Annotated in this window: 12 protein-coding genes; 5 read left to right on the forward strand and 7 right to left on the reverse strand. The window is 67.5% G+C overall.

The window, feature by feature from the left end; genetic code table 11:
* Window positions 1-129: 129 nt before the first annotated feature.
* On the reverse strand, window positions 130-2,877 hold the full coding sequence (locus ACTWQI_RS06680) for a replicative DNA helicase (RefSeq protein ID WP_443268668.1): 2,748 nt from the start codon (window positions 2,875-2,877) through the stop codon (window positions 130-132).
* A gap of 498 nt (window positions 2,878-3,375) precedes the next feature.
* Between ACTWQI_RS06680 and ACTWQI_RS06685 the strand changes: the two genes are divergently transcribed.
* Complete coding sequence (locus ACTWQI_RS06685; RefSeq protein WP_443268339.1) at window positions 3,376-4,716, forward strand: MATE family efflux transporter; 1,341 nt, start codon at window positions 3,376-3,378, stop codon at window positions 4,714-4,716.
* Between the two features lie 319 nt (window positions 4,717-5,035).
* Here ACTWQI_RS06685 and rplI read toward each other — a convergent pair whose 3' ends face one another.
* The 4 genes from rplI to rpsF all read right to left on the reverse strand — a co-directional run bounded on the left by rplI (window position 5,036) and on the right by rpsF (window position 6,746).
* On the reverse strand, window positions 5,036-5,482 hold the full coding sequence (gene rplI / locus ACTWQI_RS06690) for a 50S ribosomal protein L9 (protein WP_443268341.1): 447 nt from the start codon (window positions 5,480-5,482) through the stop codon (window positions 5,036-5,038).
* An 18-nt stretch (window positions 5,483-5,500) separates the two neighbouring features.
* Window positions 5,501-5,737, reverse strand: a complete 237-nt coding sequence (rpsR, locus tag ACTWQI_RS06695; RefSeq protein ID WP_003978893.1) for a 30S ribosomal protein S18 — start codon at window positions 5,735-5,737, stop codon at window positions 5,501-5,503.
* 63 nt (window positions 5,738-5,800) lie between these two features.
* Window positions 5,801-6,379: a single-stranded DNA-binding protein gene (locus tag ACTWQI_RS06700; RefSeq protein WP_443268344.1), complete on the reverse strand. Its 579-nt coding sequence runs from the start codon at window positions 6,377-6,379 to the stop codon at window positions 5,801-5,803.
* A 76-nt stretch (window positions 6,380-6,455) separates the two neighbouring features.
* The gene (rpsF, locus tag ACTWQI_RS06705; protein ID WP_003978891.1) at window positions 6,456-6,746 is read right to left on the reverse strand and encodes a 30S ribosomal protein S6; all 291 of its coding nucleotides are present in this window, start codon (window positions 6,744-6,746) and stop codon (window positions 6,456-6,458) included.
* A gap of 265 nt (window positions 6,747-7,011) precedes the next feature.
* Between rpsF and ACTWQI_RS06710 the strand changes: the two genes are divergently transcribed.
* From ACTWQI_RS06710 to ACTWQI_RS06720, 3 genes are all read left to right on the forward strand, one after another.
* Window positions 7,012-7,347, forward strand: a complete 336-nt coding sequence (locus tag ACTWQI_RS06710; RefSeq protein WP_443268346.1) for a hypothetical protein — start codon at window positions 7,012-7,014, stop codon at window positions 7,345-7,347.
* A gap of 150 nt (window positions 7,348-7,497) precedes the next feature.
* Window positions 7,498-8,616 (forward strand): lipid II:glycine glycyltransferase FemX, encoded by a 1,119-nt coding sequence (locus tag ACTWQI_RS06715; RefSeq protein ID WP_443268348.1) that lies wholly within the window; start codon window positions 7,498-7,500, stop codon window positions 8,614-8,616.
* Between the two features lie 118 nt (window positions 8,617-8,734).
* Window positions 8,735-9,766: an alanine racemase gene (locus ACTWQI_RS06720; RefSeq protein WP_443268350.1), complete on the forward strand. Its 1,032-nt coding sequence runs from the start codon at window positions 8,735-8,737 to the stop codon at window positions 9,764-9,766.
* Window positions 9,767-9,941: 175 nt separating this feature from the next.
* Here ACTWQI_RS06720 and ACTWQI_RS06725 read toward each other — a convergent pair whose 3' ends face one another.
* Complete coding sequence (locus ACTWQI_RS06725; protein ID WP_443268352.1) at window positions 9,942-11,441, reverse strand: glycosyltransferase family 87 protein; 1,500 nt, start codon at window positions 11,439-11,441, stop codon at window positions 9,942-9,944.
* 94 nt (window positions 11,442-11,535) lie between these two features.
* A complete protein-coding gene (locus tag ACTWQI_RS06730) occupies window positions 11,536-14,133 on the reverse strand; it encodes a transglycosylase domain-containing protein (RefSeq protein WP_443268354.1) in 2,598 nt (865 codons plus the stop codon).
* Between the two features lie 369 nt (window positions 14,134-14,502).
* Here ACTWQI_RS06730 and ACTWQI_RS06735 point away from each other — a divergent pair, with 369 nt between their 5' ends.
* Window positions 14,503-15,225, forward strand: coding sequence for a helix-turn-helix transcriptional regulator (locus ACTWQI_RS06735; RefSeq protein ID WP_443268356.1), 723 nt, complete (start codon window positions 14,503-14,505; stop codon window positions 15,223-15,225).
* Window positions 15,226-15,275: the final 50 nt, after the last annotated feature.

Consider the following 15,275-nt stretch of genomic DNA (forward strand, 5'->3'; position numbering starts at 1 on the left):
AGGCTTCTCGTTGAGCCGCGGGTGGATTCTTGCGCGGAAGCTACAACATCGACGTGTCCTAATGGACACGCGGTGGACATCCCCGGTGAGAAAAGGACACGGGATCTGAGAACCTACAGCCAACCGGCCTCAGGTCTGAGCCATGTCCACAAAACGCGAATAGTGGCCCTGGAACGCGACCGTAATGGTGGCCGTCGGGCCATTACGGTGCTTCGCAACGATCAAGTCCGCCTCGCCCGCACGAGGCGACTCCTTCTCGTACGCGTCCTCCCGGTGAAGCAGGATGACCATATCGGCATCTTGCTCAATGCTGTTGTGGACGTTGATCCCGTTTGCGATGAAATTGTGCGTGCCACGCACGGTGGCGTCGTAGACCTCCTGCTCGCCCAGACTCTCGATCCCGACGACCTCGTCCCAGAAGACGTCACTGGTCGCCAGAAGTTCAAGCTCAGCGCAATCGAGTACTTCTGCGACCTTCGCGAGTCTGCTCCGGCTCGGCGATACCTTGTACAGCGAGCTACCGCAGTAACGCGTACCGAGTCGTCCCTGCAATGCGCGACTGCTGATCGAGCTCGCTCCCATCACTGCTTTGACGGACTCCCACACGTTCTTCGGGATGGTGTCGAGATTGGTATTGGATTTGACCGAACTCAGTCGCTCCGAAGCCCGAACGACATGCACCGCACGCGCACCATGCACACCGACCGTCCCGAGGAAATGACGCTGGTCGTCCACGCCTGACACATCCACCGTCCATCCTGCGCGGCCCATGGTGTTACCTACTCGACGGAGCCGACCCCGGATGTCCAGACGGAGCAGCAGCAGCTGTAGATCACGAGCCAGGCGTTCGCTCGTCGTCGCGTAGTAGACGCGCACCGCACCGGATCTCGCGACCGTGACCGAGCCATCGGTCGCCCACAGATGCCGCAGGAAGAGCCGCACTTGCTCATCCGGCAACGCGAAGAGCTCCCGGGGAAGAAACTTTTCATGCGCTCGCTTGCCGTACAGGCCGAAACGATCCAGCCACTTGGCGATGGGATTTCGGCGTCCATGCGTCAGCCGGTACGGCGCGGGGAGGTAGACGTGCCACCACGCACCCTGCTGTTCGCGGCGGGGCGTGATGCCAAAGTGCGCCGCAGCCTCCTCGACGGCACGCAGATTCGCCTCGTCGTTGCTCGTGTAGTGGATGGGCTGGCGCGGCGCCACACAACCGTCGCCGATCATGTGAGCGAGCATCACCAACTCCGGCTCGGGCCACGCCTTCGTGCTCTTCGGGGCGTCAATGCGGCGTGGGACGGCCACGCGAGAGCCGACTGCCAACTCGCCCAACGGCTTCCAACCGTCGTACGTCAGGAATGGATGGTTCGCAGTCGCCTCGATCTCCCTCCCCGAGGCAAGCCTGAGCCGGTACACCTCCTTGACCCCGCTGGGGAACACGTGCGTCAACGCCCGCGGAACCAGCCGCAGGTGCTCGTCCAATGACCAGACAGGGACATCACGCTCACCACTCTCGAGCAGCTCCCCCATCGTGACTTCCGCACCCGTGTCGGCACGCAACACTCGAGTGGCAGCGGTGACACAGCCCGATTCGCGCAGATCGGAGACCATGGGCTTCTTGTCCGTGCGCTGCTCGGGACCGCGGTTCAGCTGGGAGAGGGCGACGACCGGGACCTCCAGCTCCTTCGCAAGCAGCTTGAGGTGACGAGACATCTCCGAGACCTCCTGCTGACGGCTCTCGGGGCGGCGAGAGCCGCCGGAGGACATCAGCTGGAGGTAGTCGAGGACGACGAGTTGGAGATCGTTCCGCTGCTTGAGGCGGCGGCACTTGGCGCGGATCTCCATCATCGTCAGGTTCGGGGAGTCATCGATGTAGAGCGGGGCGTCGGTGACAGCGGGCATCTGGCGGGCCAGCCGGGTCCAGTCCTCGTCGGTCATGCTGCCGGACCGCATATGGTGCAGCGCCACCCGTGCCTCGGCGGACAGCAGTCGCATCGCGATCTCGTTGCGCCCCATTTCGAGCGAGAAGATCACGCTCGGCATGTTGTTCCTGATCGAGCAGGCTCGCGCGAAGTCCAGTGCGAGCGTGGACTTTCCCATGGCAGGACGGGCGGCGACGACGATCATCTGGCCCGGGTGCAGCCCGTTGGTCAGCGCGTCGAGGTCGGTGAAGCCGGTGGGGACGCCGGACATCTGACCGGACTGGGAGCCGATCGCCTCGATCTCGTCGAGCGCACCTTCCATGATCTCGGCGAGCGGGAGGTAGTCCTCACTGGTCCGCTGCTCGGTGACGGCGTAGATCTCGGCCTGCGCGTTGTTCACGATCTCGTCGACGTCACCGTCGGCGGCGTATCCCATCTGCGTGATACGGGTGCCCGCCTCGACGAGTCGACGGAGCACCGCGCGCTCGTGGACGATCTGTGCGTAGTACTCCGCGTTGGCAGCCGTCGGAACTGACTGGACCAGGGTGTGCAGATACGAGGCGCCGCCGACGCGCGTGATATCGCCGCGCTTGGTCAGTTCCGCGGCGACCGTGATCGGATCGGCCGGCTCCCCCTTCGCATAAAGGTCCAGGACCGCCTGATAGATGGTCTCGTGCGCTGGACGGTAGAAGTCATCGCCTTTGAGGACCTCCACCACATCCGCGATGGCGTCCTTGGAGAGCAGCATGCCGCCGAGGACGGACTGCTCGGCGTCGAGGTCTTGGGGCGGTACCCGCTCGAAACCCGCGGTGGCTCCCGACCAGTCGTCCCGGCCCCGGTCGTGGCGGTCTCCGTACCGCGCTCGGTCGTCCCGTCCCCGTTCGTCGGTGCCGCGGTGGGAACGGGCGGCGGGCAGCCGGTCGCCCGGCCCCACGTCCGCCGCCCAGGCGTCTTCCATCTCCTGCTGGCTCACCCCGACACCTCCTCCCGTCCGCGATGCGGGCCCTACCGGGCCCCGGCGCACGCCCGCTCCCCGTGCTCCTCTTTCTTACGGCACGGCTCTGACAACTAAGAGGCCCGACTCCGGTTACGGCGCGTCGAGTTCACTGAGGTTTAGGGCCGGAACAGGCGGCGGGCGCCGCACCACGGTATGGCCGACGCCACCGTCAGCCAAGATGGTTATCCACAGGCCATGTGGACGAGACGCCGCATCCTGTGGAGAAGTTCGCCCAACCTGTGCACAGCGCGGGGGACAGCACTGTGGACGAACCCACGATCACCTCGTGAAACCCGCTCTGACCTGTGACTTCACCGTCCACCGACTGTGCAGAAGAAAAACTTTCCCACCCGGCGCAAGATCGCGACAAAGAGTGCAGAGAAGATCTCCGGATCTGACGGTCGGTAATAAGCAGACCCGCCTTGCACCTCTTACTTGTGGAAGATTACCTTGGGGCCCATGACCCAGGCTCCGGCGACAGAGAAACACACTGTCCGACGCCACGATCGCGAGATCATCGCGCTCGCCCTCCCCGCTTTCGGGGCGCTCGTCGCGGAGCCCCTCTTCGTCATGGTGGACAGTGCGATCGTGGGCCACCTCGGCACCCCCCAGCTGGCCGGTCTGGGCATCGCCGCCGCGCTTCTGTTGACCGCCGTCAACGTCTTCGTCTTCCTCGCCTACGCCACCACCGCCGCCGTCGCCCGCCGCGTCGGCGCGGGCGACCTGCCGGCCGCCATCCGTCAGGGCATGGACGGTATCTGGCTCGCTCTGCTCCTCGGTGCGGCCCTCGTGGCCGTGGCCCTGCCCACCGCGCCCGCGCTGGTCGACCTCTTCGGCGCCTCCGGCACCGCCGCCCCGCATGCCATCACTTACCTGCGCATCAGCGCCCTCGGCATACCGGCAATGCTGGTGGTGCTGGCGGCCACTGGTGTGCTGCGTGGGCTCCAGGACACCCGCACCCCGCTCTACGTCGCCATCGGGGGCTTCACCGCCAATGCGGCGCTCAACGCGGGGCTCGTCTACGGCGCCGGACTCGGCATCGCCGGCTCCGCCTGGGGCACGGTCATCGCCCAGTGCGGCATGGCTGCGGCTTACCTCGCCGTGGTGGTGCGGGGAGCGAGGAAGCATGGCGCCTCGCTCCGCCCCGACGTCGCGGGCATACGGGCGTGTGCGCAGGCAGGGGCCCCGCTGCTGATCCGTACGCTCTCGCTGCGCGCGATCCTGATGATCGCCACCGCGATCGCCGCCCGTCTCGGCGACGCCGACGTCGCGGCTCACCAGGTCATCCTCACCCTCTGGTCGCTACTGGCCTTCGCGCTGGACGCCATCGCCATCGCCGGGCAGGCCATCATCGGTCGCTATCTGGGTGCGGGGGATGTGGCGGGGGCGAGGGCAGCCTGCAAGCGCATGGTGCAGTGGGGGGTCGCGGCGGGCGTGGTCATGGGGCTGCTGGTGGTGGTGGCCCGGCCGTTGATCCTGCCGATGTTCACCAGCGATCCGGCGGTGCACGGGTTGCTGCTGCCCACGCTGCTGGTGGTCGCGGTCAGCCAGCCCGTCTCCGGCGTGGTCTTCGTCCTGGACGGCGTGCTGATGGGGGCGGGCGACGGCCCGTATCTCGCCTGGGCGATGCTCGTGACGCTCGCGGCGTTCGTCCCCATGGCTCTCGCGGTTCCGGGCCTCGGCGGCGGGCTCACGGCGCTGTGGTGGGTGATGGGCTTGATGATGTCGGTGCGGCTGCTGACCCTGGCTCTCCGCACCCGCTCCGGTCGCTGGATCGTGACCGGGGCAGTGCGCGCCTGACGGTGCGGGGTGGCGGCCGTGACACGCGCCTGGGTGCAGCGCGGTGGTAAGCGGTGTGGCGAGCGCGACGCAGGCAGTGGGCGACACTGTTCGTATCAGGACGTTACGTACCGTGAGCTGATGCGCCGAGTACAGCCACCGGCGACAGGCCCGGCGCGTCGGGCGCCTTGAGCGTGGGGCGCCTTGACCAGAGCGGCGAGCGCCACGGCGACCGGTGGCGCGACATGGGGCGCGTGCCGCTTCCACCAGCTTCAGATGGCCGGAGGGCCGCACCCCGCATGGGGTGCGGCCCTCCGCATCCTCTGCCGAGCGCAGCGGACTACGCGGCGACGACCTCGACGCCGACCTTGGCGGCGACGTCGGCGTGCAGGCGCACGGATACCTGGTGCGAGCCCAGGGTCTTGATCGGCGCGCCGAGCTCGATGCGTCGCTTGTCCACGTCCGGACCGCCCGCGGCCTTGATCGCCGAGGCGATGTCGGCCGGGGTGACGGAGCCGAAGAGGCGGCCGGCGTCGCCCGAGCGGGTGGCCAGGCGGACCTTTACGGCCTCGAGCCGAGCCTTGACCTCGTTGGCCTGCTCGATCGTGGCGATTTCGCGGATCCTGCGGCCGCGACGGATCTGCTCGACGTCCTTCTCGCCACCCTTGGTCCAGCGGATTGCGAGCCCGCGCGGGACCAGGTAGTTGCGAGCGTATCCGTCCTTGACGTCCACGACGTCGCCTGCGGTACCGAGGCCGGAGACCTCGTGGGTAAGGATGATCTTCATGTTTCGGTCACCCTTCCCTTAGCGCGCAGTCGAGGTGTAGGGCAGCAGCGCCATCTCACGGCTGTTCTTCACGGCCGTGGCGACATCGCGCTGGTGCTGGGTGCAGTTGCCGGTGACCCGGCGGGCACGGATCTTGCCGCGGTCGGAGATGAACTTCCGCAGCAGGTTCGTGTCCTTGTAGTCGACGTAGGAGATCTTCTCCTTGCAGAACACGCAAACCTTCTTCTTGGGCTTGCGAGCAGGCGGCTTCGCCATTGTCTTTCTCCAGTGTGATCAAGAAGTTTGTGCTGGTCGCCCTGACCGGACCGCGGGCGCGGTCTAGAAGGGCGGCTCGTCCGAGTAGCCGCCGCCGGAGCCGGAGCCGGAGCCGCCGCCCCAGCTACCGCCGCCCTGCTGGCCGCCGGCCGGCGCGTTGGTCGCCCAGGGGTCGTCGGCGGGAGCCCCGCCGCCGCCCTGCTGGCCACCACCGGGGCCACCGCCCCAGCCACCGCCGCCCTGGCCGCCACCGCCGTAACCGCTCTGGCCGCCGCGACCGGTGGTCTTGGTGACCTTGGCCGTGGCATTGCGCAGGCTGGCGCCGACTTCGTCGACATCCAGCTCGTAGACCGTGCGCTTGACGCCCTCCCGGTCCTCGTAGGACCGCTGCTTCAGCCGGCCCTGCACGATGACGCGCATGCCGCGCTGGAGCGACTCGGCGACGTTCTCCGCCGCCTGGCGCCACACCGAGCACGTGAGGAAGAGGCTCTCGCCGTCCTTCCACTCGTTGGTCTGGCGATCGAAGGTGCGGGGGGTGGACGCGACACGGAACTTCGCGACCGCCGCACCGGACGGGGTGAAGCGCAGCTCGGGGTCGTCGACGAGATTGCCGACGACCGTGATGACGGTCTCGCCTGCCATGGGTGAACCTCTCGGCGGGTGTGCTGCTGGCTGCTTGCTACTCGAACCCGGTTACCGCTGAACGCTCAGGTCGGGTTCAGTGGGTCTCGGGGCGGAGGACCTTGGTCCGGAGGACCGACTCGTTCAGGTTCATCTGGCGGTCGAGCTCCTTGACGACCGCAGGCTCGGCCTGCAGGTCGATGACCGAGTAGATGCCCTCTGGCTTCTTGTTGATCTCGTACGAAAGACGACGACGGCCCCAGGTGTCGACCTTCTCCACCTTGCCGTTGCCCTCGCGGACGACGGACAGGAAGTTCTCGATCAGCGGGGAGACAGCGCGCTCCTCGAGATCGGGGTCGAGGATGACCATCACCTCGTAGTGACGCATGTGGAACCCACCTCCTCTGGACTCAGCGGCCACGGTCTTTCCGTGGCAGGAGGGTCGTGATGCGTAGCAACGGTATCGGCTGCCACTGACAGTGCGGTCGTGTCCCGGGAGAGGACCCGGCCGGCCTGGGCAGACACCGCTGCAGACGGTAAACAGTACCCGCCCTGTGCCTTCCGGTTGAAATCCGGCCTCGGATGGCCGCAATCTGTACACATCGGGTGTGTGCGGCGCTACAGTGCGCCGCCTTTCGCCAGGAGGTGCCCCTATGGCGCAACCAGCTCGACAACGCCATGGTCCCCGTCCCTTCTCCCTCTTGACCTCCGTCCTCAACAGCGACGGCAAGGCTCACCCCGTTGAGAACAGTCTTGTCGCGGCGACTCTGGTACTCGGCGCGGTCGCGTTCATCACGGCACAGTTCCACAGCCTCCACCTGATCAGCTCCTGGACCGGTCTCGTGGGCATCGCCTCCGGTGCCTGGGGTCAGATGATCTCGGCCACCACCAGCGAGCGCTTCCTGCTGATCATCGGCCTCGGCGCTGCCGCGGTCGGCTTCTATCTGGGCATGGCACACGGCGGGCTCTTCGGAAGCGTGCTCGGCTAGCGGCGCAGGGCGGGCCCGGTTCGCGGGGCCGGGTGGGGCTCGGCGGTCGAGAGGCCCGTCTCGCCGAGGCCACTGCGCATGGCGCAGTAGGCTTCCCGGCGAGAGCCGGAGCCCCGACCCCGGGGACACACCTGCCGAGGAGCGCCCCGCATGAGCCTGACCCTGAGGACGATCAGTCGTGAGCAGCATCTGGCGTACATCCAGAGCCTGCCCTCGGCGAGCCACATGCAGGTCCCGGCCTGGGCCGATGTCAAGGCCGAGTGGCGCTCCGAGAACTTGGGCTGGTTCGACACGAACGACGAACTCGTGGGCGTGGGCCTGGTTCTGTACCGGCAGCTGCCCAAGATCAAGCGGTATCTGGCGTATCTCCCTGAGGGCCCGGTGATCAACTGGTTCTCGCCGAACCTCGAGGACTGGCTGCAGCCGATGCTCGCCCATCTCAAGCAGCAGGGTGCTTTCTCCGTGAAGATGGGGCCGCCTGTTGTCATCCGGCGGTGGGACGCCGCCGCGATCAAGTCGGGCATCCAGAACCCGGATGTGAAGCGGCTTCGCGATGTGGAGGCGAACCACATCGAGCCGCGGGCCTTTGAGGTCGCCGACCGGCTGCGCCGTATGGGCTGGCAGCAGGGTGAGGACGGGGGCGCGGGCTTCGGAGACGTCCAGCCGCGCTACGTCTTCCAGGTGCCGCTGGAGAACCGCTCGCTCGAGGACGTCCACAAGGGCTTCAACCAGCTGTGGCGCCGCAACATCAAGAAGGCGGAGAAGGCCGGCGTCGAGGTGGTCCAGGGCGGTTACGACGATCTCGCCGAATGGCAGCGGTTGTACGAGATCACCGCGGAGCGCGACCACTTCCGGCCCCGGCCGCTCGCGTACTTCCAGCGGATGTGGAAGGCCCTCAACGCCGAGGACCGCAACCGGATGCGGCTCTACTTCGCCACGCACGAGGGTGAGGCCGTGGCCGCCGCGACCATGCTGATCGTGGGCGGACATGTCTGGTACTCCTACGGAGCCTCCGCCAACCACAAGCGCGAGGTCCGGCCCTCGAACGCGATGCAGTGGCGCATGCTGCGGGACGCCTACGCGCTCGGTGCGAGCGTCTACGACCTGCGCGGCATCAGCGACTCCCTCGACGAGACCGATCACCTCTTCGGCCTGATTCAATTCAAGGTCGGCACCGGTGGCCAGGCCGCCGAATACCTCGGCGAGTGGGACTTCCCGCTGAACAAGCTGCTGCACAAGGCACTCGACATCTACATGTCCCGGCGCTGACGGTCCCGGTGAGGTCCCCGCCGGGGCCGTCGTCACCGACGCCGTCTTCCCTGTCGCCCACGTTTTCTGCTTCATATCTCCTATACACCGCAGACACGAGAGAGGTTCCGGACCGGCCATGGCGCTCACCCTCTACGTCGACACCGCTCGCTGGCGGGCGCATCAGCAGGCGGTGGTCCAGCAGTTCCCGGGGATCGTCCCGGTCTGCAAGGGCAATGGTTACGGCTTCGGCCACGAGCGCCTGGCCGAAGAGGTCATCCGCATGGGGTCCGACATCCTCGCGGTCGGGACCACGTACGAGGCCGCCAGAATGAAGGACTTCTTCGGCGGCGACCTGCTGGTCCTCACGCCCTTCCGGCGCGGCGAGGAGCCCGTACCGTTGCCCGACCGGGTGATCCGTTCGGTCTCCTCCGTCGAAGGCGTGCACGGCCTGGTCGGGGCGCGCGTCGTGATCGAGGTCATGAGCAGCATGAAGCGGCACGGTGTGCGGGAGCAGGATCTGCCGATGCTGCATGCCGCCATCGAGGACGTGCGGCTGGAGGGTTTCGCCATCCACCTGCCGCTGGACCGCACCGACGGCTCGGACGCGGTCGAGGAGGTCATCACATGGATGGACCGGCTCCGCGCTGCCCGGCTGCCGCTGCACACGATGTTCGTCAGCCACCTCGGGGCCGATGAACTCGCCCGCCTTCAGCAGCAGTTCCCGCAGACCCGCTTCCGGGCCCGTATCGGCACCCGGCTGTGGCTCGGCGACCACGAGGCCACCGAATACCGCGGCGCGGTCCTGGACGTCACCCGCGTCGTCAAGGGCGACCGCTTCGGCTACCGCCAGCAGAAGGCCGCCTCCGACGGCTATCTGGTCGTCGTCGCGGGCGGCACCTCGCATGGCGTGGGCCTGGAGGCCCCGAAGGCTCTCCACGGCGTCATGCCACGCGCCAAGGGGGTGGCCCGGGCCGGCCTGGCCACGGTCAACCGCAATCTCTCGCCCTTCGTCTGGGCGGGCAAGCAGCGCTGGTTCGCCGAGCCGCCGCACATGCAGGTCTCCATCCTGTTCGTGCCGGTGGACGCACCGGAGCCGAAGGTGGGCGAGGAACTGGTGGCCCACCTCCGGCACACGACGACCCAGGTCGACCGGGTGGTCGACCACTGAAGTGCCACAGGCCTCCTCGTGGGAGGTCGGTCCGTGAGCCGGGCCCGAAGCCGCAACTTCGGCTTGCGACTTCGGGCCCTTTCATGTGTGCCTGCGGCTACCGCAGTACGTTCAGCTTCGCTCCCGCGCTCCAGGCCTCGAGCAAGCCAGAGTGGACAGAGATCGGTTCGCGGCGTCACTCCACAGACGGCGACGGCACCGATCGGCTCGTCCGGGCTCCCCATTGCACGTACGTCCCCTCGTAGTGCGCCGCGTGCCGCCGCTCCCGGTGGTGGCCGAGGACGAAGACGTCCGGGGCACCGTCCAGGACGCCGCCGGACGGATCGTCCGAGCCGTCGCGCCGTACGACGTCCCGCTCAGGCAGCAGGGCATCGCGGACGACGACGGCGCACAGGTACAGCGTGGCCAGCAGATGCAGCAGGATCGCGAGTTGGTAGCCGTCGGGCGGAAGGCCGTGGTGCTTGTCGCCGCTCGAGGTGTAGGCGAGGTACATCCAGATGCCGATGAAGTACATGACTTCGCAGGCCTGCCAGACCAGGAAGTCGCGCCACCGCGGCCGGGCCAGTGCGGCCAGCGGGATCAGCCACAGCACGTACTGGGGTGAGTAGACCTTGTTGACGAGGATGAACACGGCGACGACCAGGAAGGCCAGCTGGGCGAAGCGCGGGCGGCGCGGCGCGTAGAGCGCGAGGGCGGCGATACCGGTGCACAGCAGCAACGTGAGCGCCGTGGCCCACGCGTTCGCGCCGTCCAGAGGGTCGCCCGTGCGCTGGGAGATGATCAGCCAGAACGAACCGAAGTCGACCGGGCGCTCCTGGCTGAAGGTGTAGAACTTCTTCCACCCCTCCGGCGCGAGCGCCATGACGGGAAGATTCACCACGAACCAGGAGACGGCAGCCCCCGCCACGGCCTTGCCCCACTCCCGCCAGCGCCCCGCCCGCAGGCAGAGCACGAACAGCGGGCCGAGCAGCAGTACGGGATAGAGCTTGGCGGCCGTCGCCAGGCCGATCAGAACGCCCGCGGCGAGCGGCCTGCTGCGCGACCACATCAGCATCGCGGCCGCGGTCAGCGAGACGGCGAGCAGGTCCCAGTTGATGGTGGCGGTCAGGGCGAAGGCGGGCGCGAGCGCGACGAGCAGCGCGTCCCAGGGCCGGCGCCGGTTCGTACGGGCGACGCAGACGGCGATGACGACGGCGCAGATCATCAGCATGCCCGCGTTGACGAGCCAGTAGATCTGCTCGCGGTCCTGGATGCTCCCGCCCTTCGGGGTGAGCCAGGAGGCGGACTCCATGAAGAGGCCGGTGAGGACCGGGTACTCCAGGTACTCCATGTCGCCGGGGATCCGGTCGAAGTACGGGACCAGGCCGGCGGCGAAGCCGCGGGCGTTGAAGAGGTGCGGGATGTCGGAGTAGCACGCGTGCGTGTACTGGCTGGTGGCTCCGAAGAACCAGCCGCCGTTGTAGCACGGCAGCTTCTGCACCATGCCCAGGGCGAACATCCCGAGCGCGACGAGCGCGATGATCCGCACCGGGGTCCACCAGCTCACCCCGAGCAGGGCCCGGCGGCCGACCGGGCCACCGATCAGTTCGCTGCCCGCCGCGGCCACCTCGTCCTGGACGGTCGGCCGTACGGGGCCCGCGGGCTCCCAGTGCCGCTCCTCGTGCACGCTCGTCATGGGCCACATCCTGCACTACGGGCGGCTACGACGGAGCCCCCGCCCGGTCGGGACCGGGCAGGGGCTGTGTCGTACCGCGGAGGCAGGGACAGGATCAGTCCTTGCGGCTGGTCGGGCCGCCGAAGATCCCGCCGTTGTTCGAATTGCCGCCGTTTCCGCCCGGCGGGGTTGGCGAACCGCTGGATCCGGCGTCCGTGCCGCCATTCGTACCGCCGTCGCTCGTGCCACCGTTGGACTGGCACGTGGGGTCGACGACGTTGCACGTGTCGGTCGGGGTCGGTGGGAGGGACGGCGTGCCGCTGGGCGACTCGGACGGACTCTCGGAGGGCGTAGCCGAGGGGGTGTCCGACGGGGTCGGGGTCGGGCTCGGGGCACCGTCCTGGTCGACCTTTTCGCCGATGGGTTCCGCCTCCGGGAAGGGCTTGTTCTGCTCGCCCTTGAGGGCCGCCCTCATGTAGTCGGTCCAGATCTCCGTCGGGATCGCACCACCGTGGATGGAGTCGAAGCCACCCGTGCCGTTCATGGAGAGCAGTTTTTTGGCCTTGGGATCCGTGCGGAACATGGCGACCGACGTCGAGAGCTGCTTGGTGTAGCCCACGAACCAGGCCGACTTGTTCTTGTCGGTGGTACCGGTCTTGCCCGCGGCGAAGCGGCCCAGCGCCTTCGCCTTCTGGGCGGTGCCGTTCTCGATGACGTTCTCCAGCACCTTGGTCACGTTGTTGGCGACGTTGTTCTCCAGGGCCTGTTCGGGCTTTGGCTGACCGAAGCCCGGCTTTTCCACCCCGGCCTTTTTGACCTTCACCACCGAGTACGGGTCGCGATGGACGCCGGAGGCGGCGAAGGTGGCGTACGAGTCCGCCATGCGGATCGCGCTGGGGGTGGAGGTACCGAGCGAGAAGGACACATTGGACCGGTCCATGCTCTCCTCGAGGATGCCCGTGTCCATGGCGATCTGCTTGACGTTGCCCAGGCCGACGTCGACGCCCAGCTGCGCGAAGGGCGAGTTGATCGACTGCTCCATCGCCTTTTCGAGCGTGATGTAACCCCAGGCCTTCTTGCCTTCGTTCTTCTGCCGGAAGGGTTCCCCGCCCGGTCCGGGCATGGGCTGCCCGGTCCGGTCTTTGATCACGACCAGGTCGTTGCCGTTGTACTTGCTGAGCGGGGAGATTCCCTGACCGCCGCTCTTGTGAGTGCCGTAATGCATCGCGGCGGCCAACACGTACGGCTTCCACGTGGAGCCGACCGGGACACCGGAGGTGTCGGCGTTGTTGCTGAAGTGGTTCTTGTCGTACCCCTCGCCGCCGTAAAGTGCCACGATCTTGCCGGTGTGGGGCTCGACAGACGCACCACCGAACTGGACGTTCTTGTCCTTGTCGCGCTTCTTTGGGTTGAGGTAGGTCTTTTCGGACGCCTCGACGGACTTCTTAAGCGCCTCGACCTTTTTCCTGTCGAAGGTCGTGTAGATCTGATAGCCGCCTTGGGACAATTCGTCCGGCGTGATGTTCGCCTTCTTGAGGACGTACTTCTGAGCCGTCTCGACGAGGTAACCGATCTGGCCGGAGAGGCCCTTGGCGGTCTTGGGGTCGATCGTCTCCGGGAACCCCTTCTGGAGGAGAGTGTTGCGCTGGGCCGCCTCCATGCGGCCGACCTGCACTTCGCGGTTAAGGGTCCAGGCCCAGCGCTCCGTGGCACGCTCGGTGTTCAGTTCCTTGGTGGCGTTGTCACCGATGCCGCCTGCCGGGTCATAGAGGTTCGGTCCGTTGAGAACCGAAGACAGGAAGGCGCTCTCGCTGGGGTTCAGGTCGGCGGAGTCCTTGCCGAAGTACGCCTGCGCCGCGGCCTGGATTCCGTAGGCGCCTCGTCCGTAATAGGCGGTGTTGAGATATCCCGCGAGGATGGTGTCCTTGTCCTCGATCGCGCCGACCTTGATCGAGATGAACAGCTCCCTGACCTTACGGGTCAGGGTCTGCTCCTGGCTCAGCATGGCGTTCTTGACGTACTGCTGGGTGATCGTGGAGCCACTCTGGGTATTGCCTCCCCGCGCCATGTTGAACAGGGCGCGAGCGATACCCATGGGATCGACACCGGCGTCCTCGTAGAACGTGGCGTTCTCGGCCGCGATCACGGCGTCCTGCATCGACTTGGGGATCTCACTGAGCGGGACGATCTGCCGGTTCACGTCTCCACCGGTCGACGCCATCTGCGTCTCGTCGCTCCAGTAGAAGACATTGCTCTCGGATTTGGCCGCCGCGTTGGGATTGGGCACCTCCACCACGAACGCCAGCGCGGCGCTGGAGGCAAGCATGATCAGGCCGAAGAAGCCGATGCAGGTCCCGAGGACCTGCTTCCACGACGGCACCCAGCGTCGCAGCCCTACGTACCCCGAGCGCGGGTAGTCGATGAGGCGGTGTCTGTCCGGCTCGCGCGGTGCGGCGCGGCGACCCCGTCCGCCGCCTTCGTGGCCGACGGCCGCCCGTCGTCGTCCACCGCCCCCGCCGGCCCGCTGGGCGGCCCGGCGAGCCTCCGCGCGGCCGCCGTAGGGTCGCGCCTCGCCGTACGCCCCGGCGGCGGATCCCGTGGCTCCTCGGCGGGGGGCGGCTCGACGGCCGGACGGCGGCGGCTGCGCTCCGCGCCGTGCCGCGGCGCGTCCACCGCCTGGCGACTGCGGTGGCTTGCGACGGTGCTCGCTCATGGAACAGCTACTCCTCGGGCAGGCGCTATCGCCTGGATGCGACAGATGACGTCCGGTCCCCCCCGAGTACGGATCTGCCTCCATGGACGGCAGACCGCACTACACCGAAGACGAGGACGCCCCATGGTGCCGTGTGGTTCCCGGTTGTCTCCATGGCGCACAGACTACGCACGGCCAAAACCAGATCAGCCCGTATCTTCACCTCAAATCAGTCAAGTTGATTGCGATGAATCAGAGATGTGATGCCGGTCACTGTGGCCCCACTTGTCGCAGCAGGGCGGCCGTTCTATCGTCTGGATGTATCGAGCCGATACATCAGCTCGGCATAGACAGGTGCGGGAGACGGGTGCGGGAGACGGGAGGCGGTGCATGAGCAGACGTTCCGGCATCCTCGAGTTCGCCGTCCTCGGCCTGCTGCGTGAGTCCCCCATGCACGGTTACGAGCTGCGCAAGCGGCTCAACACCTCACTGGGGGTCTTCCGTGCGTTCAGCTACGGCAGCCTCTATCCCTGCCTCAAGACGCTGGTCTCGAACGGCTGGTTGATCGAGGAGCCCGGCAGCGCACCGGAGGATGCCCTCGCCGCATCGCTGGCCGGACGCCGGGCGAAGATCGTCTACCGGCTGACCGCGGAGGGCAAGGAGCGCTTCGAAGAGCTGCTCGCCCACTCGGGCCCGGATGCGTGGGAGGACGAGCACTTCGGAGTCCGCTTCGCCTTCTTCGGCCAGACGTCGCGGGACGTACGGATGCGGGTGCTGGAGGGGCGCCGCAGCCGGCTGGAGGAGCGCCTCGAGAAGATGCGCGCCTCTCTGGCCCGTACGCGGGAGCGGCTGGACGACTACACCCTCGAGCTGCAGCGCCACGGCATGGAGTCCGTGGAGCGCGAGGTCCGCTGGCTCAACGAGCTGATCGAGAGCGAGCGGGCGGGGCGTGATCAGCGTCGATCCGCGCCCGGGTCCGCCTCGGAAGAGGTATCCGCGCCTCCTGAGCGGCGCACATCGCAGGAATCTCAGGACCAGACAGGGAGCACGGGCGGCCTGCCCCGGAACCGGGGTAGTTCCCGGCCGGATCCGTCCGACGACACCGCCACATGAGGTCCTGCATCCGGCAGGGCTTCGTCGAGTACACACAGGGAGCAACCGGA

This window comes from Streptomyces sp. KR80 (assembly GCF_052245555.1).
Taxonomy (GTDB): Bacteria; Actinomycetota; Actinomycetes; order Streptomycetales; family Streptomycetaceae; genus Streptomyces.

Bases quoted from the DNA above. Each gene is read 5' to 3' on its own strand.
- ACTWQI_RS06680 (WP_443268668.1), bottom strand. From the start codon at position 2,877: ATGGAAGACGCCTGGGCGGCGGACGTGGGGCCGGGCGACCGGCTGCCC.
- ACTWQI_RS06685 (WP_443268339.1), top strand. From the start codon at position 3,376: ATGACCCAGGCTCCGGCGACAGAGAAACACACTGTCCGACGCCACGAT.
- rplI (WP_443268341.1), bottom strand. From the start codon at position 5,482: ATGAAGATCATCCTTACCCACGAGGTCTCCGGCCTCGGTACCGCAGGC.
- rpsR (WP_003978893.1), bottom strand. From the start codon at position 5,737: ATGGCGAAGCCGCCTGCTCGCAAGCCCAAGAAGAAGGTTTGCGTGTTC.
- ACTWQI_RS06700 (WP_443268344.1), bottom strand. From the start codon at position 6,379: ATGGCAGGCGAGACCGTCATCACGGTCGTCGGCAATCTCGTCGACGAC.
- rpsF (WP_003978891.1), bottom strand. From the start codon at position 6,746: ATGCGTCACTACGAGGTGATGGTCATCCTCGACCCCGATCTCGAGGAG.
- ACTWQI_RS06710 (WP_443268346.1), top strand. From the start codon at position 7,012: ATGGCGCAACCAGCTCGACAACGCCATGGTCCCCGTCCCTTCTCCCTC.
- ACTWQI_RS06715 (WP_443268348.1), top strand. From the start codon at position 7,498: ATGAGCCTGACCCTGAGGACGATCAGTCGTGAGCAGCATCTGGCGTAC.
- ACTWQI_RS06720 (WP_443268350.1), top strand. From the start codon at position 8,735: ATGGCGCTCACCCTCTACGTCGACACCGCTCGCTGGCGGGCGCATCAG.
- ACTWQI_RS06725 (WP_443268352.1), bottom strand. From the start codon at position 11,441: ATGACGAGCGTGCACGAGGAGCGGCACTGGGAGCCCGCGGGCCCCGTA.
- ACTWQI_RS06730 (WP_443268354.1), bottom strand. From the start codon at position 14,133: ATGAGCGAGCACCGTCGCAAGCCACCGCAGTCGCCAGGCGGTGGACGC.
- ACTWQI_RS06735 (WP_443268356.1), top strand. From the start codon at position 14,503: ATGAGCAGACGTTCCGGCATCCTCGAGTTCGCCGTCCTCGGCCTGCTG.